Origin of the sequence: Pseudomonas sp. FP1154 (assembly GCF_030687245.1) — a bacterium.
Lineage (GTDB): Bacteria > Pseudomonadota > Gammaproteobacteria > Pseudomonadales > Pseudomonadaceae > Aquipseudomonas > Aquipseudomonas rhizophila.
The window spans coordinates 4,451,027-4,470,339 of the sequence record NZ_CP117465.1; the positions used below are offsets into that span (position 1 = coordinate 4,451,027).

20 protein-coding genes are annotated in these 19,313 nt (G+C 61.6%); 12 read left to right on the forward strand and 8 right to left on the reverse strand.

Annotated elements, in window-relative coordinates:
* Positions 1-216: 216 nt before the first annotated feature.
* The 4 genes from PSH91_RS20000 to PSH91_RS20015 all read left to right on the forward strand — a co-directional run bounded on the left by PSH91_RS20000 (position 217) and on the right by PSH91_RS20015 (position 5,044).
* Positions 217-2,967 (forward strand): response regulator, encoded by a 2,751-nt coding sequence (locus PSH91_RS20000; RefSeq protein ID WP_076386570.1) that lies wholly within the window; start codon positions 217-219, stop codon positions 2,965-2,967.
* A 79-nt stretch (positions 2,968-3,046) separates the two neighbouring features.
* Positions 3,047-4,036: a 2-hydroxyacid dehydrogenase gene (locus PSH91_RS20005; RefSeq protein ID WP_107321736.1), complete on the forward strand. Its 990-nt coding sequence runs from the start codon at positions 3,047-3,049 to the stop codon at positions 4,034-4,036.
* A 169-nt stretch (positions 4,037-4,205) separates the two neighbouring features.
* The gene (locus tag PSH91_RS20010) at positions 4,206-4,640 is read left to right on the forward strand and encodes a hypothetical protein (protein ID WP_047228735.1); all 435 of its coding nucleotides are present in this window, start codon (positions 4,206-4,208) and stop codon (positions 4,638-4,640) included.
* Entirely contained in the window at positions 4,640-5,044 is a 405-nt protein-coding gene (locus PSH91_RS20015) for an META domain-containing protein (RefSeq protein WP_047228736.1), read from the forward strand. The genes PSH91_RS20010 and PSH91_RS20015 overlap by 1 nt, the downstream gene beginning before the upstream one ends.
* 177 nt (positions 5,045-5,221) lie before the next feature.
* On the opposite strand, the gene PSH91_RS20020 is transcribed toward PSH91_RS20015, so the two are convergent.
* The gene (locus PSH91_RS20020; RefSeq protein ID WP_076383756.1) at positions 5,222-5,689 is read right to left on the reverse strand and encodes a TlpA disulfide reductase family protein; all 468 of its coding nucleotides are present in this window, start codon (positions 5,687-5,689) and stop codon (positions 5,222-5,224) included.
* A gap of 127 nt (positions 5,690-5,816) precedes the next feature.
* On the opposite strand from PSH91_RS20020, the gene arsC reads away from it, so the two are divergent.
* Genes arsC through PSH91_RS20035 form a run of 3 tightly spaced genes read left to right on the forward strand, consistent with a single transcriptional unit; the run spans position 5,817 to position 7,190 of the window.
* Positions 5,817-6,170 (forward strand): arsenate reductase (glutaredoxin), encoded by a 354-nt coding sequence (arsC, locus tag PSH91_RS20025; protein ID WP_107321733.1) that lies wholly within the window; start codon positions 5,817-5,819, stop codon positions 6,168-6,170.
* On the forward strand, positions 6,167-6,772 hold the full coding sequence (wrbA, locus tag PSH91_RS20030) for an NAD(P)H:quinone oxidoreductase (RefSeq protein WP_047228739.1): 606 nt from the start codon (positions 6,167-6,169) through the stop codon (positions 6,770-6,772). Before arsC ends, wrbA begins: the two co-directional genes overlap by 4 nt.
* Positions 6,765-7,190 carry a DUF2069 domain-containing protein gene (locus PSH91_RS20035; RefSeq protein ID WP_047228740.1) on the forward strand — a complete coding sequence of 142 codons (426 nt, stop codon included), beginning with the start codon at positions 6,765-6,767 and terminating at the stop codon, positions 7,188-7,190. The genes wrbA and PSH91_RS20035 overlap by 8 nt, the downstream gene beginning before the upstream one ends.
* Before the next feature lie 90 nt (positions 7,191-7,280).
* On the opposite strand, the gene PSH91_RS20040 is transcribed toward PSH91_RS20035, so the two are convergent.
* Both PSH91_RS20040 and ttcA read right to left on the reverse strand, forming a co-directional pair.
* On the reverse strand, positions 7,281-7,955 hold the full coding sequence (locus PSH91_RS20040; RefSeq protein ID WP_076383753.1) for a DNA-3-methyladenine glycosylase I: 675 nt from the start codon (positions 7,953-7,955) through the stop codon (positions 7,281-7,283).
* Positions 7,956-8,036: 81 nt separating this feature from the next.
* Positions 8,037-8,861 carry a tRNA 2-thiocytidine(32) synthetase TtcA gene (ttcA, locus tag PSH91_RS20045; protein WP_047228742.1) on the reverse strand — a complete coding sequence of 275 codons (825 nt, stop codon included), beginning with the start codon at positions 8,859-8,861 and terminating at the stop codon, positions 8,037-8,039.
* 334 nt (positions 8,862-9,195) lie between these two features.
* Here ttcA and PSH91_RS20050 point away from each other — a divergent pair, with 334 nt between their 5' ends.
* Together PSH91_RS20050 and PSH91_RS20055 are read left to right on the forward strand one after the other, a co-directional pair.
* The gene (locus tag PSH91_RS20050; protein ID WP_047228743.1) at positions 9,196-9,798 is read left to right on the forward strand and encodes a Yip1 family protein; all 603 of its coding nucleotides are present in this window, start codon (positions 9,196-9,198) and stop codon (positions 9,796-9,798) included.
* Between the two features lie 174 nt (positions 9,799-9,972).
* Complete coding sequence (locus PSH91_RS20055; protein WP_047228744.1) at positions 9,973-10,467, forward strand: SprT family zinc-dependent metalloprotease; 495 nt, start codon at positions 9,973-9,975, stop codon at positions 10,465-10,467.
* 120 nt (positions 10,468-10,587) lie between these two features.
* Here the strand turns inward: PSH91_RS20055 and PSH91_RS20060 are convergent, their stop codons facing one another.
* Together PSH91_RS20060 and PSH91_RS20065 are read right to left on the reverse strand one after the other, a co-directional pair.
* A complete protein-coding gene (locus PSH91_RS20060; protein ID WP_160893167.1) occupies positions 10,588-11,769 on the reverse strand; it encodes a CaiB/BaiF CoA-transferase family protein in 1,182 nt (393 codons plus the stop codon).
* Positions 11,770-11,938: 169 nt separating this feature from the next.
* Positions 11,939-13,273 (reverse strand): dicarboxylate/amino acid:cation symporter, encoded by a 1,335-nt coding sequence (locus tag PSH91_RS20065; RefSeq protein ID WP_047228746.1) that lies wholly within the window; start codon positions 13,271-13,273, stop codon positions 11,939-11,941.
* Positions 13,274-13,606: 333 nt separating this feature from the next.
* On the opposite strand from PSH91_RS20065, the gene PSH91_RS20070 reads away from it, so the two are divergent.
* Entirely contained in the window at positions 13,607-14,605 is a 999-nt protein-coding gene (locus PSH91_RS20070; protein ID WP_305466577.1) for an AraC family transcriptional regulator, read from the forward strand.
* Between the two features lie 154 nt (positions 14,606-14,759).
* Here PSH91_RS20070 and PSH91_RS20075 read toward each other — a convergent pair whose 3' ends face one another.
* The 3 genes from PSH91_RS20075 to PSH91_RS20085 form a co-directional block, all read right to left on the reverse strand.
* On the reverse strand, positions 14,760-16,106 hold the full coding sequence (locus PSH91_RS20075) for an ATP-binding protein (protein ID WP_305466578.1): 1,347 nt from the start codon (positions 16,104-16,106) through the stop codon (positions 14,760-14,762).
* On the reverse strand, positions 16,103-16,780 hold the full coding sequence (locus PSH91_RS20080) for a response regulator (protein ID WP_047228749.1): 678 nt from the start codon (positions 16,778-16,780) through the stop codon (positions 16,103-16,105). The genes PSH91_RS20075 and PSH91_RS20080 overlap by 4 nt, the downstream gene beginning before the upstream one ends.
* A gap of 107 nt (positions 16,781-16,887) precedes the next feature.
* The gene (locus tag PSH91_RS20085; RefSeq protein ID WP_107321731.1) at positions 16,888-17,487 is read right to left on the reverse strand and encodes a hypothetical protein; all 600 of its coding nucleotides are present in this window, start codon (positions 17,485-17,487) and stop codon (positions 16,888-16,890) included.
* Positions 17,488-17,640: 153 nt separating this feature from the next.
* On the opposite strand from PSH91_RS20085, the gene PSH91_RS20090 reads away from it, so the two are divergent.
* Together PSH91_RS20090 and PSH91_RS20095 are read left to right on the forward strand one after the other, a co-directional pair.
* Positions 17,641-18,432 (forward strand): dienelactone hydrolase family protein, encoded by a 792-nt coding sequence (locus PSH91_RS20090; protein ID WP_047228751.1) that lies wholly within the window; start codon positions 17,641-17,643, stop codon positions 18,430-18,432.
* 128 nt (positions 18,433-18,560) lie between these two features.
* A complete protein-coding gene (locus tag PSH91_RS20095) occupies positions 18,561-19,286 on the forward strand; it encodes a 4'-phosphopantetheinyl transferase (protein ID WP_305466579.1) in 726 nt (241 codons plus the stop codon).
* The last annotated feature ends 27 nt before the right edge of the window (positions 19,287-19,313 follow it).

Sequence of the window (19,313 nt, forward strand, 5' to 3'; positions counted from 1 at the left end):
GTTATGGCTTATGGGAATAAGCAACGAAAGTGGGCTGCAAGCTGCCACTCAGAAATCCTGATTGAAGGGATCGCCGAGGCACGGCAACCGGCGAGACCGATGCACGGCGACATGAATTTTACGAAGATTGCCTGCCCGCAAGTCGCTACACTGCGCAGGTATTGCGTGCCGGATGCGCGCAAAGCTCAAACAGACCGCTGGATGCAGGAGAAAAGTGTGCTCAAGAAACTGGGAATCAAAGGCCGCGTGCTGTTGCTGACCCTGTTGCCGACCAGCCTGATGGCGCTGGTCCTGGGCGGCTACTTCACCTGGATGCAGCAATCGGACTTGCATGCCCAGTTGCTGCAGCGTGGCGAGATGATCGCCGAACAGCTGGCGCCGCTGGTCGCCCCGGCCATGAGCCACCAGGACACCGATCTGCTGGAGCGGATCGCCACCCAGTCTCTCGAGCAAGCGGATGTGCGCGCCGTGACCTTCCTGGCTCCCGATCGCACATCGCTGGCCCACGCCGGCCCGACGATGCTCAACCGAGCCCCGGAGGGCAACAGTGCCCAATTGCTGCAACGCACCGGCAACGATGCCACGCGTTACCTGCTGCCAGTATTCGGCAAGCACCGCAACCTGGCCGGCGAGCTGATTCCCGAAGAAGCCGATCGGCTGCTGGGTTGGGTCGAACTAGAGTTGTCCCACAGTGGCATGTTGCTGCGCGGCTATCGCAGCCTGTTCGCCAGCCTGCTGTTGATCAGCGCCGGCCTGTGCCTGACCGCACTGCTGGCGTTGCGTATGGGTCGCACGATCAACCGACCCCTGAGCCAGATCAAGCAAGCCGTGGCGCAACTCAAGGACGGTCACCTGGAAACCCGTCTGCCGCCTCTGGGCAGCCAGGAACTGGATGAGCTGGCGTCGGGCATCAATCGCATGGCCAGCACCTTGCAGAATGCCCAGGAAGAGTTGCAGCACAGCATCGACCAGGCCACTGAAGACGTGCGCCAGAATCTGGAAACCATCGAGATCCAGAACATCGAGCTGGACCTGGCCCGTAAGGAAGCCCTGGAAGCGAGCCGGATCAAGTCCGAATTCCTGGCGAACATGAGCCATGAAATCCGTACGCCGCTCAACGGCATCCTCGGCTTCACCCATCTGCTGCAGAAAAGCGAATTGACCCCGCGTCAGCTCGATTACCTGGGCACCATTGAAAAATCCGCCGACAGCCTGCTGGGCATCATCAACGAGATCCTCGACTTCTCGAAGATCGAGGCCGGCAAACTGGTGCTGGACAACATTCCGTTCAACCTGCGGGACTTGTTGCAGGACACCCTGACCATCCTCGCCCCCGCCGCCCACGCCAAACAACTGGAGCTGGTGAGCCTGGTCTACAGGGACACGCCCCTGTCGCTGGTGGGTGATCCGCTGCGCCTCAAGCAGATCCTGACCAACCTGGTGAGCAATGCCATCAAGTTCACCCGCGAAGGCACCATCATCGCCCGCGCCATGATGGAAGACGAACACGAAGACAGCGTGCAACTGCGCATCAGCATTCAGGACACCGGTATCGGCCTGTCGAACCAGGACGTGCGGGCCCTGTTCCAGGCGTTCAGCCAGGCCGACAATTCCTTGTCCCGGCAACCGGGTGGCACCGGCTTGGGCCTGGTGATTTCCAAGCGGCTGGTGGAGCAGATGGGTGGCGAAATCGGCGTGGACAGCACGCCGGGCGAAGGCTCGGAGTTCTGGATCAGCCTGCGCCTGCCCAAGACCCGTGACGACGCCGAAGATTTGCCTGGCCCGCCGCTACTGGGTCGGCGCGTAGCGGTGCTGGAAAACCATGAACTGGCCCGTCAGGCCCTGCAACACCAGCTCGAGGACTGCGGTCTGGTGGTGACACCGTTCAACACCCTGGAAAACCTGACCAACGGTGTGACCGTCGCCCACCAGACCGATCAGGCGATCGACCTGGCGGTGCTGGGCATCACCAGCAACGACATGCCGCCGGAACGCCTCAGCCAACACATCTGGGATCTTGAGCATCTGGGCTGCAAGGTACTGGTGCTGTGCCCCACCACTGAACAGACGCTGTACCACCTCTCCGTGCCCAACCCCCACAGCCAATTGCAGGCCAAGCCGGCCTGCACGCGCAAGTTGCGCCGCTCGCTTTCCGACCTGGTCAACCCGCGCCCGCCCCGCAACGAACCCAACGAACCGGTGGGCAGCCGCGCACCCAAAGTGCTGTGCGTGGACGACAACCCGGCCAACCTGCTGTTGGTGCAAACGCTGCTCGAAGACATGGGCGCCAAGGTGCTGGCGGTGGAAAGCGGTTATGCGGCGGTCAAGGCCGTGCAAAAGGAAACCTTCGACCTGGTGCTGATGGATGTCCAGATGCCCGGCATGGACGGTCGCCAGAGCACCGAGGCGATCCGCCAATGGGAAAGCGAGCGTCATTGCACGCCGCTGCCAATCGTCGCCCTCACCGCCCACGCCATGGCCAACGAAAAACGCGCCCTGCTGCAAAGTGGCATGGATGACTACCTGACCAAGCCCATCAGCGAACGGCAACTGGCCCAGGTGGTGCTTAAATGGACCGGCCTGGCCCTGCGTAACCAGGCGCCGGACCGGAGCACCGACGCTCAGGGCGGCAGCGAACTGCTGGTGCTCGATCACGAAGAAGGCCTGCGCCTGGCCGCCGGCAAGGCCGATCTGGCGGCGGACATGCTGGCGATGTTGCTGGCGTCCCTGGAAGCCGACCGCGAAGCGATTCGCCAGGCCAGCGAGGCCAATGATCACAACGCCCTGATCGAACGGGTCCACCGCCTGCATGGCGCCACTCGCTACTGCGGGGTGCCGCAATTGCGCGCCGCCTGCCAGCGCAGCGAGACCCTGCTCAAACAACAGGACCCCAAGGCCGAGGCCGCTTTGCAGGAACTGGAACGTGCCATCGACCGCTTGGCCAACGAGGCACGCATCAGCGCCTGATCCAGGGCAATAGCCCAAAACCCGGGATCAAGGAAAATCTAAACGCCTAGAGGCTTATCTTTTGTGCCAGGAGGCCGCCATGCGCGCGATTCTTTTCAGCAGCCAGACCTACGACCGCGACAGTTTCAGCAAAACCCCGGCGCCCGCTGGCCTTGAACTGCAGTTTCAGCCGGCACGCCTGAACCTCGACACCGTGGCCCTGGCCGAACACCATGAAGTGGTGTGCGCCTTCATCAACGACGACCTGAGTGCCCCGGTGCTGGAGCGGCTGGCACAGGGCGGCACGCGGCTGATCGCCCTGCGCTCTGCCGGCTATAACCATGTCGACCTGGCCGCTGCCAAACGGCTGGGGTTGAGCATCGTCCGGGTGCCGGCGTATTCGCCCCATGCCGTGGCCGAGCATGCCGTGGCGCTGATCATGGCCCTCAATCGCTGCTTGCATCGCGCTTACAACCGCACCCGGGACGGCAATTTCAGCCTCCATGGGCTGACCGGTTTCGATCTGGTGGGCAAGACGGTCGGCGTGATCGGCACCGGGCAGATCGGCGCGACGTTCGCGCGGATCATGGCCGGCTTCGGCTGCCGGTTATTGGCCTACGATCCGTCCCCCAACCCGCAGGTCCAAGCCCTGGGCGCTCGCTACCTGCCCTTGGCCGATCTGCTGGCGCAAGCACAGATCATCAGCCTGCATTGCCCGCTCAACGAGCAGAGCCGACATTTGATCAACGCCGATTCATTGGCTGCCATGCAACGTGGCGCGATGCTGATCAACACCGGACGCGGCGGCCTGGTGGACACACCCGCCTTGATCGAGGCGTTGAAAAGCGGTCAGTTGGGCTATTTGGGGCTGGATGTCTATGAGGAAGAAGCGCAACTGTTCTTCGAGGACCGCTCCGACCTGCCCTTGCAGGATGATGTGCTGGCTCGGTTGCTGACGTTCCCCAACGTGGTGGTCACCGCGCATCAGGCCTTCCTGACCCATGAAGCGTTGGCCGCCATCGCCGCGACAACCCTGGACAACATCGGCGCCTGGGCCGCCGGCACCCCACAAAACCTGGTGGACAGCTGAGCATTACCCTTGTGGGAGCGAGCCTGCTCGCGATTACGATGGGCCTGTCAGCATGGCGTCGACTGACGCCCCGCTATCGCGAGCAGGCTCGCTCCCACAGGGGATTTCGTCGCCTGGATCATCCCAACCCATGGCCCGTGCTAGCATATCGCGCCTATCTGGAGGACCCATGGCCGAACACGATTTCCGCTACACCCTGATGAACCCGCAACACACCCTGACCGAGGTCCGCGCCCTGGCGCCGGGCCGTTATCAGGTCACCGGCAACGGCGGTTCGATTCAGGCCAACGATGTACTGCTCGTCACCCTCAAAGGCAGCAAGGACTTGTCCATGCGCCTGACCGTGGACACCGTTCGGCACTTGCTCAAGCCCATGGGTCAATGGACCGCCATGACCACCGGCCCGGTGTTCGGGGAGCTGGCGATCCACACCTGGCAGGTCAACTGCGACCGCTGCGCCAAGCAACTGAGCTTTGAATTTGCCGTCGACGCCAAGCTCGGCGTCAAGGCGCAGAAGCCGGCCGCCACCGCGCGCATTGCCGAGCTGGGCTGGACCACCGTCGGTGAAAAACACCTGTGCCCGACCTGCCAGGAAGCCGCCTGATGAAACGCCTGGCCCTGACCGCGCTGATCGGCGCCGGCCTGATGGGTTGCGCCGCCGAGCCGGTGCAATTGCAGCAAAACCGCAGCTACATCCTGGAATGGATTGGCGAACGGCCCTTGATGGACTACAGCAACCTGACCATCACCCTCGGGGACGACGGTCGGGCCTACGGCAACGGCGGCTGTAACCACTGGTTCGCGCCCTACACCCTGGAAGGCCACCGATTGAGCTTCGGCAAGATCGGCAGCACCCGCAAACTCTGCGCCCCGGCGCTGATGGAGCAGGAGACGCGCTTTTTGCAGGCCCTGGAAAAGGTCGAACGCTGGGACATCTCGCCCATCGAGCAAATGCGCTTCTGGCCGGCCCAGGGCAAGCCCCTGCGGTGGTGGCTGGAGGAAGGTTGAGACCCGAACTACGACGAGATCCCTTGTGGCGAGGGGATTTATCCCCGCTGGGCTGCGCAGCAGCCCCGAGCGCCTTGACTGATAAACCGCAGTGGCAAACAGAAGTATGGGCCGCTGCGCGCGCCAGCGGGGATAAATCCCCTCGCCACAAGGTATCCACCCTAGCCCCACAGGTGGTTATTTGAACGCCTGCAACGCCTCAAGCTTGGCCATCACCCCCGCCGCCGTCTGTTCCCCCAGCATCTGCTCGCGCACCTTGCCCTGGTTGTCGATGATGTAAGTCACCGGTAACCCTTCGCTGCGCGGGATATCAAAAAAGTCGGCCGGGTCCCGGGCCATCACGGTGAAGCGGATGCCCATTTTCTCGCTCGCGCTCTTGAGCTCCTCACCTTGCACCTGATCAAAATTGACCCCGAACACCCCCACGTTACGGCCCTTGAGCTGTTCGGCCAGGGCATTGAACTCGGGGATTTCGGTACGGCACGGTGCGCACCACTCGGCCCAGTAGTTGAGCACCACCCACTGTTTGTCCAGCCGTTTTGAGGCGATAGCCTGGCCGTTCTGGTCAACTCCGTAGTCATTCCCGCAGCCGGCGAGCAATAAAATCCCCATGAATGCCAGTGCCGTCGTCAATCGCCTTGCCATGTGCCAATCCTTGTATTGAATGTGAACGTCGGCGCGGCCCACCGTTTTCGAACGCGCCCGTCTCAGGTGCCTGGTACCTCGCGACACAGTAGAATAGCCGCCACCTTACGCAAGATGCGACCCGCTCATGACCGATCTGACGCTATATCACAACCCGCGCTGCTCCAAATCCCGCGGTGCGCTGGAACTGTTGGAGGCCCGTGGCCTGACGCCCACCGTGGTCCGCTACCTGGAAACCCCGCTCGACGAAGCGCAGTTGGAACGCCTGTTGGCCAAGCTCGGCATCACTGCCCGGCAACTGCTGCGCACCGGTGAGGACGAATACAAGACCCTGAACCTGGCCGATGAAAACCTGAGCCAGTCCCAACTGATCGCCGCCATCGCCGCTCACCCCAAACTCATGGAACGACCGATTCTGGAAACCGCTGACAAGGCCGTGATCGGGCGCCCGCCAGAGAAGATCCTGGAGATCCTGCCGTGAGCACACCGTACATTCTGGTGTTGTATTACAGCCGCAGTGGCTCGACCAACGAAATGGCCCGGCAGATCGCCCGGGGCATCGAGCAGGCCGGGCTGGAAGCGCGGTTGCGCACGGTGCCGGCGATTTCCGCCGAGTGCGAAGCGGTATCGCCGGACATTCCCGAACAAGGCCCGCTGTACGCCAGCCTCGATGACCTGAAAAACTGCGCCGGCCTGGCCCTGGGCAGTCCGACCCGTTTCGGCAACATGGCCGCGCCGCTGAAATACTTTCTCGATGGCACCAGCAACCTGTGGCTGACCGGCGCCCTCGTGGGCAAGCCGGCGGGTGTGTTCACTTCCACCGCGAGCCTGCATGGCGGCCAGGAAACCACTTTGCTGTCGATGATGCTGCCGCTGTTGCACCACGGCATGCTGATCACCGGCCTGCCCTACAGCGAGTCAGCCTTGATCGAAACCGAGGGCGGAGGCACGCCGTACGGCCCGAGCCATCACGCCGGGGCCGACGGTAAAAGCGGCTTGAACGAACATGAAGTGGCGCTGTGCCGGGCACTGGGCTTGCGCCTGGCAAAAACCGCCCTACTGCTGGAGAACGGCCGTGGCTAAGAAGCCGAAAATCCTGCCGCCCATTCAGTGGCTGGAACCGCGGGTACGCATCGCCCGGGTCCTGAGCCTGCTGTGCTTTTTCGGGCTGGTGGGGTTGCTCTGTGTGTATTACCTGCTGATCGCCGACCTGCACGGCGCGCGCCCCTGGGTGATTCTGCTGATCGAGCTGGTGCCGCTGCTGATACTGGCGCCAGGCATGATCAGCGGCAGCCCCCGCGGGCATTCGTGGATGTGCTTTGTGGTGAACCTGTACTTCATCAAAGGCGCGCTGGCGGCCTATGACCCGAACCGACAGGTGTTCGGCTTGCTGGAAATGACGGCGAGCGTGGCGGTGTTCTGCTCGGCGCTGCTGTATGTGCGTTGGAGGTTTCAGTTGAACCGGCGGTTGGCTGGAGAAGGCGAGATTTCCGTCGCCTGATAGATGGCTATCGCGAGCAGGCTCGCTCCCACATGAGATTTGTGGCGTTCACAGATCCCCTGTGGGAGCGAGCCTGCTCGCGATGCGGCCTCAATGATTGACGGTATACGCCAGCATCATCGAAATCTGGCTCATGGGCCTTCCACCACTCTCTTCATGCCACTGGTTGAAGGCCTGCTGCACCGTCGCCAGATCCCGCAGGCTGGTGGGAACTTTGTCGATGATGTCCTGCGCATTGAGCGCCGCCACCACGTCATAACTGGGCACAAAAGTGTCCTTGCCCATCATCCGCAGGAAACGCGGAGCCGACAGACCGCCCAGTTGATGGCCGTGCTTTTTCAGGTAGGTCCACAGGCCTACGATGTCGGTCACCGGCCAGTCGGCGATCAGCGCGCCAAAGCTGCCTTTTTCATGGGCCACGTCCAGTATCAATTGCGCGTTGCGCGGCACGCTCTTGAGCTTGCCCAAGTGACGGATGATCCGCGCGTCCTGCATCAGCCGCTCCAGGTGCTCGGCGCTCATCAGCACGACTTTTTCCGGGTCGAACTTGAAAAACACTTCCTCGAACGCCGGCCACTTGGCGTCCACCAGGCTGTGCTTGAGCCCGGCGCGAAACACCCGCAGCGCCATGGTCGAGAGGTAGCGGTCGTCGCTGATCTTGCGCAGTTGGGCCGGGGTCTTGGGAACAGGCAGGTGGGCTTCCAGTTCAGCCGCCGAACCGAAGCGGTTCAGACAATACTCGTGCAGCCACTTGTAATCGCGCATGCCCTCTCCTGGGGTCGGAAATGAAAACGGCGCTCTAAGTGACCTGGCCACGAGCGCCGTGAATAGGAGCCGCTGAGTTCGTCAGAGGTTCACCACGTTGACGAATCGCGGCGTGGCGCTTTCGTCGATGCGCAGGTTGGTGAAGTCGAACAGGTTACGGTCCGCCAGTTGCGACGGAACGACGTTCTGCAAGCCGCGGAAAATGCTCTCGGTACGGCCCGGGGTCTTGCGTTCCCACTCCTGCAGCATCTCCTTGACCACCTGGCGTTGCAGGTTTTCCTGGGAGCCGCACAGGTTGCAAGGGATGATCGGGAACTGCTTGAAGTCCGAATAGGCCTGGATGTCTTTCTCGCTGCAGTAGGCCAGCGGGCGGATCACCACGTTGCGCCCGTCATCGGCGCGCAGCTTGGGCGGCATGGCTTTGAGCGAGCCGTTGTAGAACATGTTGAGGAAAAAGGTCTCGACGATGTCGTCGCGGTGGTGCCCCAGGGCCATCTTGGTCGCGCCGATCTGGTCGGCAAAGGTGTAGAGCGTGCCACGACGCAGGCGTGAGCACAGCGAGCAGGTGGTCTTGCCTTCCGGGATCAGTTCCTTGACCACCGAATAGGTGTCCTTCTCGACGATATGATACTCCACGCCCAGCGATTGAAGGTAGGCCGGCAACACATCCTCGGGGAAACCGGGCTGCTTCTGGTCCATGTTCACCGCGACAATGTCGAACTTGATCGGCGCAACCTTCTGCAAATGCATCAGCACATCGAGCAAGGTGTAGCTGTCCTTGCCGCCGGACAGGCAAACCATGACCTTGTCGCCGTCTTCAATCATATTGAAATCAGCGACCGCCTCACCGGCCTGGCGGCGCAGGCGCTTTTGCAGTTTGTTCTGGTTGACCGTAAGAGTGCCCATGACGCGAAATCCGTGAGGTGTGACGAAAGGCCGGCATTTTACGCAAAAAATCCGCCGTCGGCGAAGGCTGATGACATGCCCTTTTGTGGCGAGGGGATTTATCCCCTCGCCACAACGCCAGTGTGTTCGCCAAAGACGATGTACACAGACCCATCGGCGATTAACACCGTCGCCTACAGCGCGATTTGCTCTAAGCCCCCCATCCCCCTGGCGAGAACTCCTTTCTATACTGCGACATAAGATCGCACACACTTACAGACCTGTACTTACTCGGCCGTTTGGCCCGTAGGCGCTCCGTTGGGGGGCGATGGCAATAACAAAGGAGTGACTGACTATGATCCATCATGTCGTGGGGCTCTTTACCCACCCTGATCAAGAATGGAAAGAAATCCGTGGCGATCAGGAGGAAAGCATCAGCCACATGTACCTCACCCACACGCTGATCCTGGCGGCCATTCCCGCGGTATCGGCGTTTATCGGCACCACGCAGGTGGGATGGGTCATCGGCAACCGGCCTCCGGTGATGCTGACCCAGGAAAGTGCGTTGTGGATGACCATCATGTCGTACCTCGCCATGTTGGGCGGTGTGGCGGTGATGGGCGCCTTCGTGCACTGGATGGCCCGTACCTATGACGCCAACCCGAGCCTGGCGCGCTGCGTCGCATTCGCCACTTACACCGCGACCCCCTTGTTCATCGGCGGCCTGGCGGCGCTCTATCCGCACATGTGGCTGGGGATGATCGTCGGTACGGCAGCGATCTGCTACACCGTCTACCTGCTGTATGTGGGCCTGCCCACTTTCATGAATATTCCTCAGGACGAGGGTTTTCTGTTTTCCAGTTCGGTGCTCGCCGTGGGCCTGGTGGTGCTGGTGGCTATCATGGCGTTTACGGTGATTGTCTGGGGGCTGGGCGTCGGTCCGGTGTATACCAACTGAAGGGTTCGAACCCGCTCAGGGTTCCCTTCTGAAAACAAAGCAATATCTGCCAATACAGGCCGCCGCAAGGCGGCCTTCCTGTGTTTGGCGCTGGCGAAACGACCACTGGGCGTCTGGGCGATTCGCAACGGCCGGCGCTTGCGGCATACTCAAGCCTCTGGAGACCCGTACAGCATGCTTGAGCAACTCAATACCCGCGTCGAAGAGTGTTACCAACAAGCCGAAACCTTTTTCAAACGTCCTTTCAAACGTCCCGTGGTCAGCTTCAAATTGCGTGGCCAGAAGGCCGGTGTCGCGCACCTGCATGAGAATCTGCTGCGCTTCAATCCACAGTTGTACCGGGAAAACGCCGAAGACTTTCTCAAGCAGACCGTCGCCCACGAGGTTGCGCACCTGATTGCCCATCAGCTATTCGGCGAACGCATTCAGCCTCATGGTGAAGAGTGGCAACTGATCATGCGCGGCGTGTACGAACTGCCGCCCAACCGCTGCCATACCTACGAGATCAAGCGCCGCAGCGTGACCCGCTACATCTACAAATGCCCCTGCGACGGCAGCGACTTCCCCTTCTCGGCCCAGCGTCACAGCCTGGTACGTCAGGGGCGCCGCTATTTGTGCCGCAGTTGCCGCAATACCTTGGTGTTCAGTGGGGAGACTCGGGTGGAGTAGCAGGTTTTTGTTGCGTCTGGGCTGGCCCCATCGCGAGCAGGCTCGCTCCCACAGGGATTCTGTGAGTGCTATAGGTCCAGTGTGGGAGCGAGCTTGCTCGCGATGAGGCCCGAAAGAACGCTACAAAACCACCCCGGCATCGCGCAGTTGCGCAATCCGCTCAACACTAAACCCCAACTCCCCCAACACCTGATCCGTGTGCGCTCCCAGCTCCGCGCCAATATGCCGAGGCTCGGGCAAGCCCTGCGAGAACTTCAACGGACAGGCCATCTGCGCCTGGCTCGAGCCATCGCCACGAGGCACCTGGGTCACGACATCCCGGGCCGCTAACTGGGGATGCCTGAGTGTTTCTTCCAGGCTCAGCACCGGTTCGACGCAAGCATCAACCCCCGCAAACAACCGGCACAGCTCAGCGAAATCATGCTTCTCGAATTCAGCCTGCAGTTGCTGCTTTAGCTGCCGTTGCTGATCTGGATGGGGCGACAGCCCCTGGGCCGCCAGCTCCGGCCGTCCCAGGGTCTCGCACAACGCCTGCATGAAGACCGGCTCCAGGCTGCCCACCGACATCCAACGGCCATCCCGGGTGCGGTAATAGTCATAGAAGCTGCCACCGTTGAGCATCTGGTTTTCCCACTCAGGTGCCACGCCGCAGGCCAGATAACCGGCACCGGCCAAAGCGTTGAGGCTGAACACACAGTCGGTCATGCTCACGTCCAGATGCTGGCCCTGCCCGGTCTGCTGACGGGCGATCACCGCCGCCAACAGCCCGATCACCCCGTGCAGGGAACCACCGGCGATGTCCGCCGCCTGAATGCCCAGCGGCAACGGCCCGGCGTCGGCACGCCCGGTGTGGCTGGCGAGCCCCGCCAGGGCCAGGTAGTTGATGTCGTGGCCGGCGCGGTCCTTGTAGGGCCCGGTCTGGCCGTAGCCGGTGATGGACACGTAGATCAATCGGGGATTGATCGCCTTCAAGGCTTCGTACCCCAGGCCCAGCCGCTCCATCACACCGGGGCGGAACTGTTCCAGCAGGATGTCGTGGTCGCCCAGCAACTGCTTGATCACCTCCAGCGCCGCCGGCTGCTTGAGGTCCAGGGCCAGGCTGCGCTTGTTGCGGTTGAGGTAGGCATGGCTGGCCGAGACGCCCTGATCATGGGGCGGCAGTATCCGTAACAGATCCGGGCGGGTCGGCGACTCGATGCGCAACACCTCGGCCCCCATGTCCGCCAGCAACAATGAGGCGAACGGGCCGGGCAGCAGGGTCGAGAAGTCCAGAACCTTGAGCGATGCCAGTGGGCCTTGCATGGGCGATCTCCGCGTGATGATGCCCTCAAGACTAGGCAGGGGTTGGCGGTGGAGCAATTACCGCAGATGTCAGTCTGGCTGACCATTGCGCTCAGCAACAGCATCCTCGACTGAAAAATCCCTCAAATAAAAAAACCCGCCGAAGCGGGTTTTTTATTGCAGCGAAAGGTTACTTCACAGCAGCAGGGGTTGGGCCTTCGGCCACGCCCAGGTCGTCTTCTTCACGGGTGTCGGAGATGCCGCGACCGCCGGAAGCCAGTTCGCTCTGCAACTGGTCTACGTCCAGTTCCTTGACCCACTTGGCAACCACGATGGTGGCCACAGCATTGCCCACCAGGTTGGTCAGGGCGCGGGCTTCGGACATGAAGCGGTCGATACCCAGAATCAGAGCCAAGCCAGCTACCGGCAGATGACCCACAGCCGACAGGGTGGCCGCCAGCACGATGAAGCCGCTACCGGTCACGCCGGCAGCACCTTTGGACGACAGCAGCAGCACCAGCAACAGGGTGATCTGGTGAGTCAGGTCCATCGGCGTGTCGGTGGCTTGGGCGATGAACACCGCAGCCATGGTCAGGTAGATCGAAGTGCCGTCGAGGTTGAACGAGTAGCCGGTCGGGATCACCAGACCCACCACGGATTTCTGCGCACCCAGACGCTCCATCTTGATCAGCATGCGTGGCAGGGCCGATTCCGACGAGGAAGTACCCAGCACGATCAGCAGTTCTTCACGGATGTAACGGATCAGCTTGACGACACTGAAGCCGTGGGCCCGGCAGATGGCGCCCAGCACCACCAGGACGAACACCACACAGGTGATGTAGAAGCAGATCATCAACTGGCCCAATTGCACCAGCGAACCGACACCGTAGGCGCCGATAGTGAACGCCATGGCACCGAACGCACCGACGGGCGCCAGTTTCATGATCATGTTGATGATGTTGAACATCACGTGGGCGAAGCGATCGATGAAGTCCAGCACCGGCTTGCCGTAGGCACCCAGGCGATGCAGGGCGAAACCGAAGATCACCGAGAACATCAGCACTTGCAGGATATCGCCATTGGCGAACGCGCCGACGATGGTGTTCGGGATCACGTTGAGGATGAAGGCCACGATGCTCTGGTCTTTACCAGCCGAGATGTAACCGGCGATCTTGCTGGTGTCCAGGGTCGTCACATCGATGTGCATGCCAGCGCCCGGTTGCACGACGTTGACCACGACCAGACCGATCAACAGGGCGATTGTGGAGACGATTTCGAAGTACAGCAGCGCGTAGCCACCGGTCTTGCCCACCGACTTCATGTTCTGCATGCCGGCAATACCGCTGACAACGGTACAGAAGATGATGGGAGCGATGACCATTTTGATCAGTTTGATGAATCCGTCACCCAGCGGTTTGAGGGCAACGCCGGTCTGCGGATAGAAGTGGCCGAGCAAAATGCCGATGGCAATGGCTACGATCACCTGGAAATACAGGGATTTGTACAGTGGCTGACGAGTCGTCATGGCAAACCTTCCTCAAGCGTCCCGTGTGACAACATCCACCTGTCGTCCACGAAACCTCAATTGCGAACCCTCCTGCACTGGAGGGATTTGTTTTGGCGGCTGCACGGCGGCAGACCTGCGGATGCCTATCGCAAGGCCCATGCCATTTTCAGGAAAATGCCTACAACCCTTGAGCTACAAGGGCTACACGCGGGTAAACAGACCTGAACAGCCAGACGCAGATGGCGGATTCCCGCCCACAAGGCCGTTCCCGCTCCGGGATTTGGCGGATATCCGCCTTGTCGAGCGCAAGGCCCCTGCTACCATCGGCAGCTCAATAAACGGATTCCTGCCATGCGCCAACGCACCATCGCCAGCCACTTCGCCCGCGCCGCCCTGGGTGGTGCGCGCCGGCAAGGTTTCGATTACGTTCCCTTGTTGCAACAGCTGGGCATCAGCCCCGAGCTGTTGGACGAGCCGCGAGCACGCATAGCACCAGCGCAGTTCGCCAGCCTGTTGCAGGCCCTGCGGCTGGCACTGGGGGACGAGTATCTGGGATTTGGTCTGGCCCCCAGTAAACCCGGGACGTTTGCCATGATGTGTCACGCGTTGATCCACTGCCGGACCCTGGGCAAGGCACTTCAGCGCGGGTTGTTGTTCTACAGCCTCTTCCCCGACGCCCCGAGCCTGACGCTTGAGGCCGAAGGGGAACGGGTGCGTTTGAACCTGGATGAAACGACACTGCGCGACCCCGACCATTTCCTGGCCGAAAGCCTGCTGGTGATCTGGCATCGCCTCGGCAGTTGGCTGATCGGCCAGCGGATCGGTCTGGAACAGGCGACATTCAGCTATGCCAAGCCCGCCCATGGGGCTGAGTACGATCTGTTGTTCCCCTGCCCGCTGGTGTTCCAGGCGCAACGTTGCAGCCTGTTGTTCCACAGTCGTTACCTGAATATGCCGTTGTTGCAGGACGAACGAACCCTCAAACACTTTCTCGAACATTCCCCCGCCGACCTGCTGTCACGCCCTGACGATGGCAACAGCCTGAGCAGCCAGCTACGCCGCCTGCTCAGCCGCGACGCCGCACGCTGGCCGGATCTGGACACCGTCGCCGCCCATCTGCACATCAGTCCGCAGACGTTGCGCCGGCATCTGCGGGAGGAAGGCACCAGCTTCCAGGAACTCAAGGATCAGCTGCGGCGGGATATCGCCATCTACCATCTGGGACGCGCGGACCTGTCGTTGCAGCAGATTGCCGAACAGCTGGGATTCTCTGAACCGTCGGCGTTTCACCGGGCGTTCAAGAAATGGACGGGGGTGACGCCGGGGGCTTATCGGGAGCAGGAGAGTTGATGGAGGGGCTGCTGATTTTCAGTGGACACACAACCCGCGCGCCCCTCAGATCAAAATGTGGGAGCTTGGCTTGCCCGCGATGGTGCCCTTGAGACTGCCATCGCGGGCAAGCCATGCTTCCACAGGTCTGATTCCAGCAGGTATCCGTTAGCAGTCAAACCACCGGAAAATGAATCCGAAATGCCGCCCCGCCCAACTCTGAATCCCCCAGGGTCAACCGGGCGCCGTAGCTTTCGATGATGTCTTTGACCACCGCCAGCCCAATGCCCTGCCCCGGATGCTGGCGATCCAGCCGCTCGCCACGCTGCAGAATCCGCGCGCGTTGATCCGGCGGCACACCTGGCCCGTCATCCTCGACACACAATTCAATACCGCCGAGGGTCTGATGCACGCTGATGCGCACCTCGCCCAGGCACAGCCGATAGGCGTTTTCCAACAGATTGCCGAGCATTTCCAGCAAGGCGCCCTGCTCGATCGGCACATGGCACTGCTCCGGCAGATCGAAGCTGACGTGGACGCGCTTGTCGCGATAGACCTTGTCCAGCGTATCGCACAGGCTTTGCAGCACCGGGCGCAAGCGCACCTGATGGCGCACCAGGCCACTTTTGCGCAGGCTCGCGCGCTGCAACTGATAGCCGATCTGCTGGCTCATGCGCTCGATCTGGCTTTGCAGCACCCAGGCCTGTCCACGATCTTCGGTGCGCCGGGCCATGTCTTCACTCACGCCTTGCAGCACCGCCAGCGGGGTTTTCAGGCTATGGGCCAGGTCATCGAGGGAGTCACGATAGCGGCTGCGCTGCTCCCGCTCGCCATGCAACAGCCGGTTGAGGGAACCGGTCAAGCGCAGCAGCTCCCGGGGGTGCTCGGTGCTGAGACTTTCCCGGCTGCCGCTTTCGATTTCGTCCAGTTCCTGGCTCAAGCGCCTCAACGCGCGAAGTCCCCAGCTCAGGCCAATCCACAACAGGGCCAACAACACTGCCAGCGCAGCACCGAAGCCCAGGTAGAGATTTTCCCGCAGGCCGTCGAGCGTCACTTCGTAATCGCGCACCGGTTGCAGGGTGACGAAACTGAACGCCGCGCTCTGGCCACCGAGCAGTTTGACTTCGACGTCGTAGACGAAAAACTCCTGGCCGTTGTCTTCACGGATACGCGCGAACTGATTGCCCTGGCCGTCGTAGCGCGGCGTGTAATTGATGTTCTCTTCCCGAGTGGCCTTGGACCGCCACACCAGACGCCCGTCGCGATCATAGATGTAGCCCAGCAGACGGGCGTCGGCGAGGTTAAAGCGCTCATCGGGCAATTGCGCCGGCATCTTCAAGCGGTTGTTTTCCACGCGGGCAGCGGAAATGAGCGTGGTCACGTCCGACGCCAGGCGTTGTTCGATGGACTCCTGCAGGGCCAGGCTGAACGCGCCTTGCATGGCCGGCAGCAGTGCCAGCATGAACAACACCGCCAGGGTCATGGCGGCCAGCATCAACCGCAACCGTAGCGAACGAATCACTGGCAACGCTCGTTGAACAGGTAACCCAGGCCACGCACGGTTTCGATCGGTTTGAAGCCGGCCGGGGCTTCCAGTTTGCGCCGCAGACGCCCCACCAGCACTTCGATGACATTGGGGTCACGCTCGTCGTCATCCGGGTAAAGCTGCTCCATCAAGCGGTCCTTGGCGACCACCTGCTGATGATGGCGCATCAGGTATTCAAGGATGCGGTATTCATAGGCCGTCAGCGCCAACGCTTCCTCACCCAGGGACGCTTGCTTGCGATTGAGGTCCAACAGCAACGGACCGGCCACGATGGTCGACTGGGTGAAACCACTGGAACGGCGCAACAACGCGTTCAGGCGGGCCTCCAGCTCTTCGAACTGAAACGGCTTGACCACGTAGTCGTCGGCACCGGCGGCCAGACCTTCGACCTTGTCCTGCCAGTTGCCGCGGGCAGTAAGGATCAGGATCGGGAAGGTCTTGTCCTGGGAGCGCAACCGGCGGATCAGCTCCAGCCCGCTGATGCCCGGCAAGCCCAGGTCGATCACCGCCAGGTCGTGATTGAATTGCGCGACCTGATACAAGGCCTCCTCGGCATTGGCCACGGCCTGCACCACATGGCCGCTGTCGGTCAGACGGGTCTGCAGGTGATGGCGCAGCAAGGCTTCGTCTTCGACGACCAGTAATTTCATGGGGCTCTCCCAGGCAAATCGAACAGTCCAGTCATGCACATCGGTTTACGAGAAGCGGCGCCGGATCGTCTTGGGCCGATCCGGCTGACCACGCTCACCTTCCAGCCTTAGAACGTGTAGTTGGCCGAGAGATAAGTCTGGGCACTGCTGGTCAGGTCCAGCGATCCAACCTTGCCACCTGCGTGGGGGCTCATCTCGGTGCTGGCGTTGCTGCGCAGGTAACGGTAACCCAGTTCCAGCGAGGTGTTTTGTGAAACCTTCTGCAGGATGCCGGCCTGCAAACCCACGGCGTAGCCGATATCGCTGTCACGGCTATAGCCGGGGGAGTCCTGGGTCAGTTTGGTCAGGCCCGCCGTACCGCCGCCGAACAGCTTGGTGCTGCCGGTGACCGGATAGAACATATCGTAACTGCCCAGCAGGTTTTCCTGGCGCAATTTAATGCCATTGTGAGTGCCCGAAACGTTGTCGTACGTGGCGTAGTAGCGACCCTGGTCGTTTTGCCGGCCCAGTCGGACGCCATAGGTGGTGTCCTTGCCGATGATACCGTCGGCGTTCGGGTGATTGAGGTTAGCGTTCAGCGCGTCGGACTTCTTGACCTTGTCGCTGGTCTGGCCGAGTGTCAGGCTGGCGAAGTTGTCATCGGCGTGGGCCATGGCGCTGGCGCCCAGCACCGTGAAAGCCAACAGCAGAGTTTTCATGTGAGTCATGTTCAAGCTCCTGTGCAACGTGGGTGGTTTGTGAAGTCACAGCCACGTTAACCAACCGTCCCTGAATGGCCCTTGAACGTTCTCTGAACCTGCGCTGAATGAATCGGCTAGAGTGTTCTGTCTCACCCCCTGCATTTATCAAGGAGATCCGTCATGCACAGGTTGCTTGCTGTTGTACTTCTGGCCTTTAGCGCCGCGAGCCACGCCGCCATCCAGACCCAGGAGATTCCCTACACCAGTGCCGACGGCACCAAACTGATGGGTTACTACGCTTACGACGACGCGGTCAAAGGCCCGCGCCCGGGCGTGGTGGTGGTACATGAATGGTGGGGGCTGAACGATTATTCCAAGCGCCGCGCCCGTGACCTCGCGGGCCTGGGCTACAGCGCGCTGGCCATCGACATGTACGGCGACGGCAAGAACACCGAGCACCCCAAGGACGCCATGGCGTTCATGCAGGCGGCTCTCAAGGACGGCAAGGCGGCCAGTGCGCGGTTCCAGGCCGGCCTCGACCTGTTGAAGAAACAACCCCATACCGACCCGGACAAAATCGCCGCCATCGGTTACTGTTTCGGCGGCAAAGTGGTGCTGGATGCGGCGCGCCAGGGTGTTCCACTGGCCGGCGTGGTGAGTTTCCACGGCGCGCTGGTCACCAATACCCCGGCAACACCGGGCAGCGTCAAGGCCAAGGTCCTGGTCGAACATGGCGCGCTGGACAGCATGGTCACCCCGGACAACGTCACCGCGTTCAAGAGCGAAATGGACAAGGCCGGTGCCGACTACACCTTCGTCAACCTTGAAGGCGCCAAGCACGGCTTCAGCAACCCCGACGCCGACCGCCTGGGCCACGGCGAACATGGCGGGCCGGATATTGGCTACAACAAGCAAGCCGATGAAAAGTCCTGGGCGGACATGCAGAAGTTTTTCAAGAAGATTTTTGGCTGAACCCCATCCTTCAGCTGAAACACCCCCCTGTGGCGAGGGAGCAAGCTCCCTCGCCACAAAAGCCTCACCCGCTCACAATCTTTATGCCCCACTACCCAGCCTCAAGCCAACCCGGCAAAATGCCGGGCATGAATGCTCTCCCCGCCCTGCCCGCCTGCTGCACGCCCCTGGACGATCAATGGCTGTTGCCTCAAGCCCTGCCCGATACCCTGCTGCTGAGCACCCGCTTCGATCCGTTGTTGCTAAGCGCTGATGATTTTCCGAACAGTGCCATCGAGCCGCCCGCGAGCATCCAGCGTTCGGTGGCCAAGCGTCAGGCGGAATTTCTTGCCGGGCGGATCTGCGCCCGAGCGGCCCTTCATCAATTGGACGGCCAGACCTGTGTGCCGGCCATCGGTGACGACCGCGCCCCGGTATGGCCGGCCCATGTCAGTGGCTCGATCACCCACAGCACCGGCCGGGCCGCGGCCATCGTCGCCAGAAAACACCACTGGCAAGGGCTGGGCATGGACCTGGAAAACCTGCTCGATCCCGAGCGGGCCGAGCGCCTGGCCGGTGAAATCCTCACCCCGCCGGAACTGCTGCGCATGGCCGCGACCGCGCAAGATGACCGAGCCTTGCTGGTGACCCTGACCTTTTCCGTGAAGGAAAGCCTGTTCAAGGCGCTGTACCCGATCGTCAGGCAGCGCTTTTATTTCGAACATGCCCAAGTGCTGGAATGGACCCATAGCGGACAGGTTCGGCTGCAGTTGCTCACCGACCTGTCGGCCGAGTGGCGTCATGGCAGTGAACTGTCGGCGCAGTTTGGTGTGAAGGATGGGCAGTTGTTGAGTCTGGTGGGGATCAAGGCCTGAGATTTGTCGCGTTTTTCAGGCCCTTAT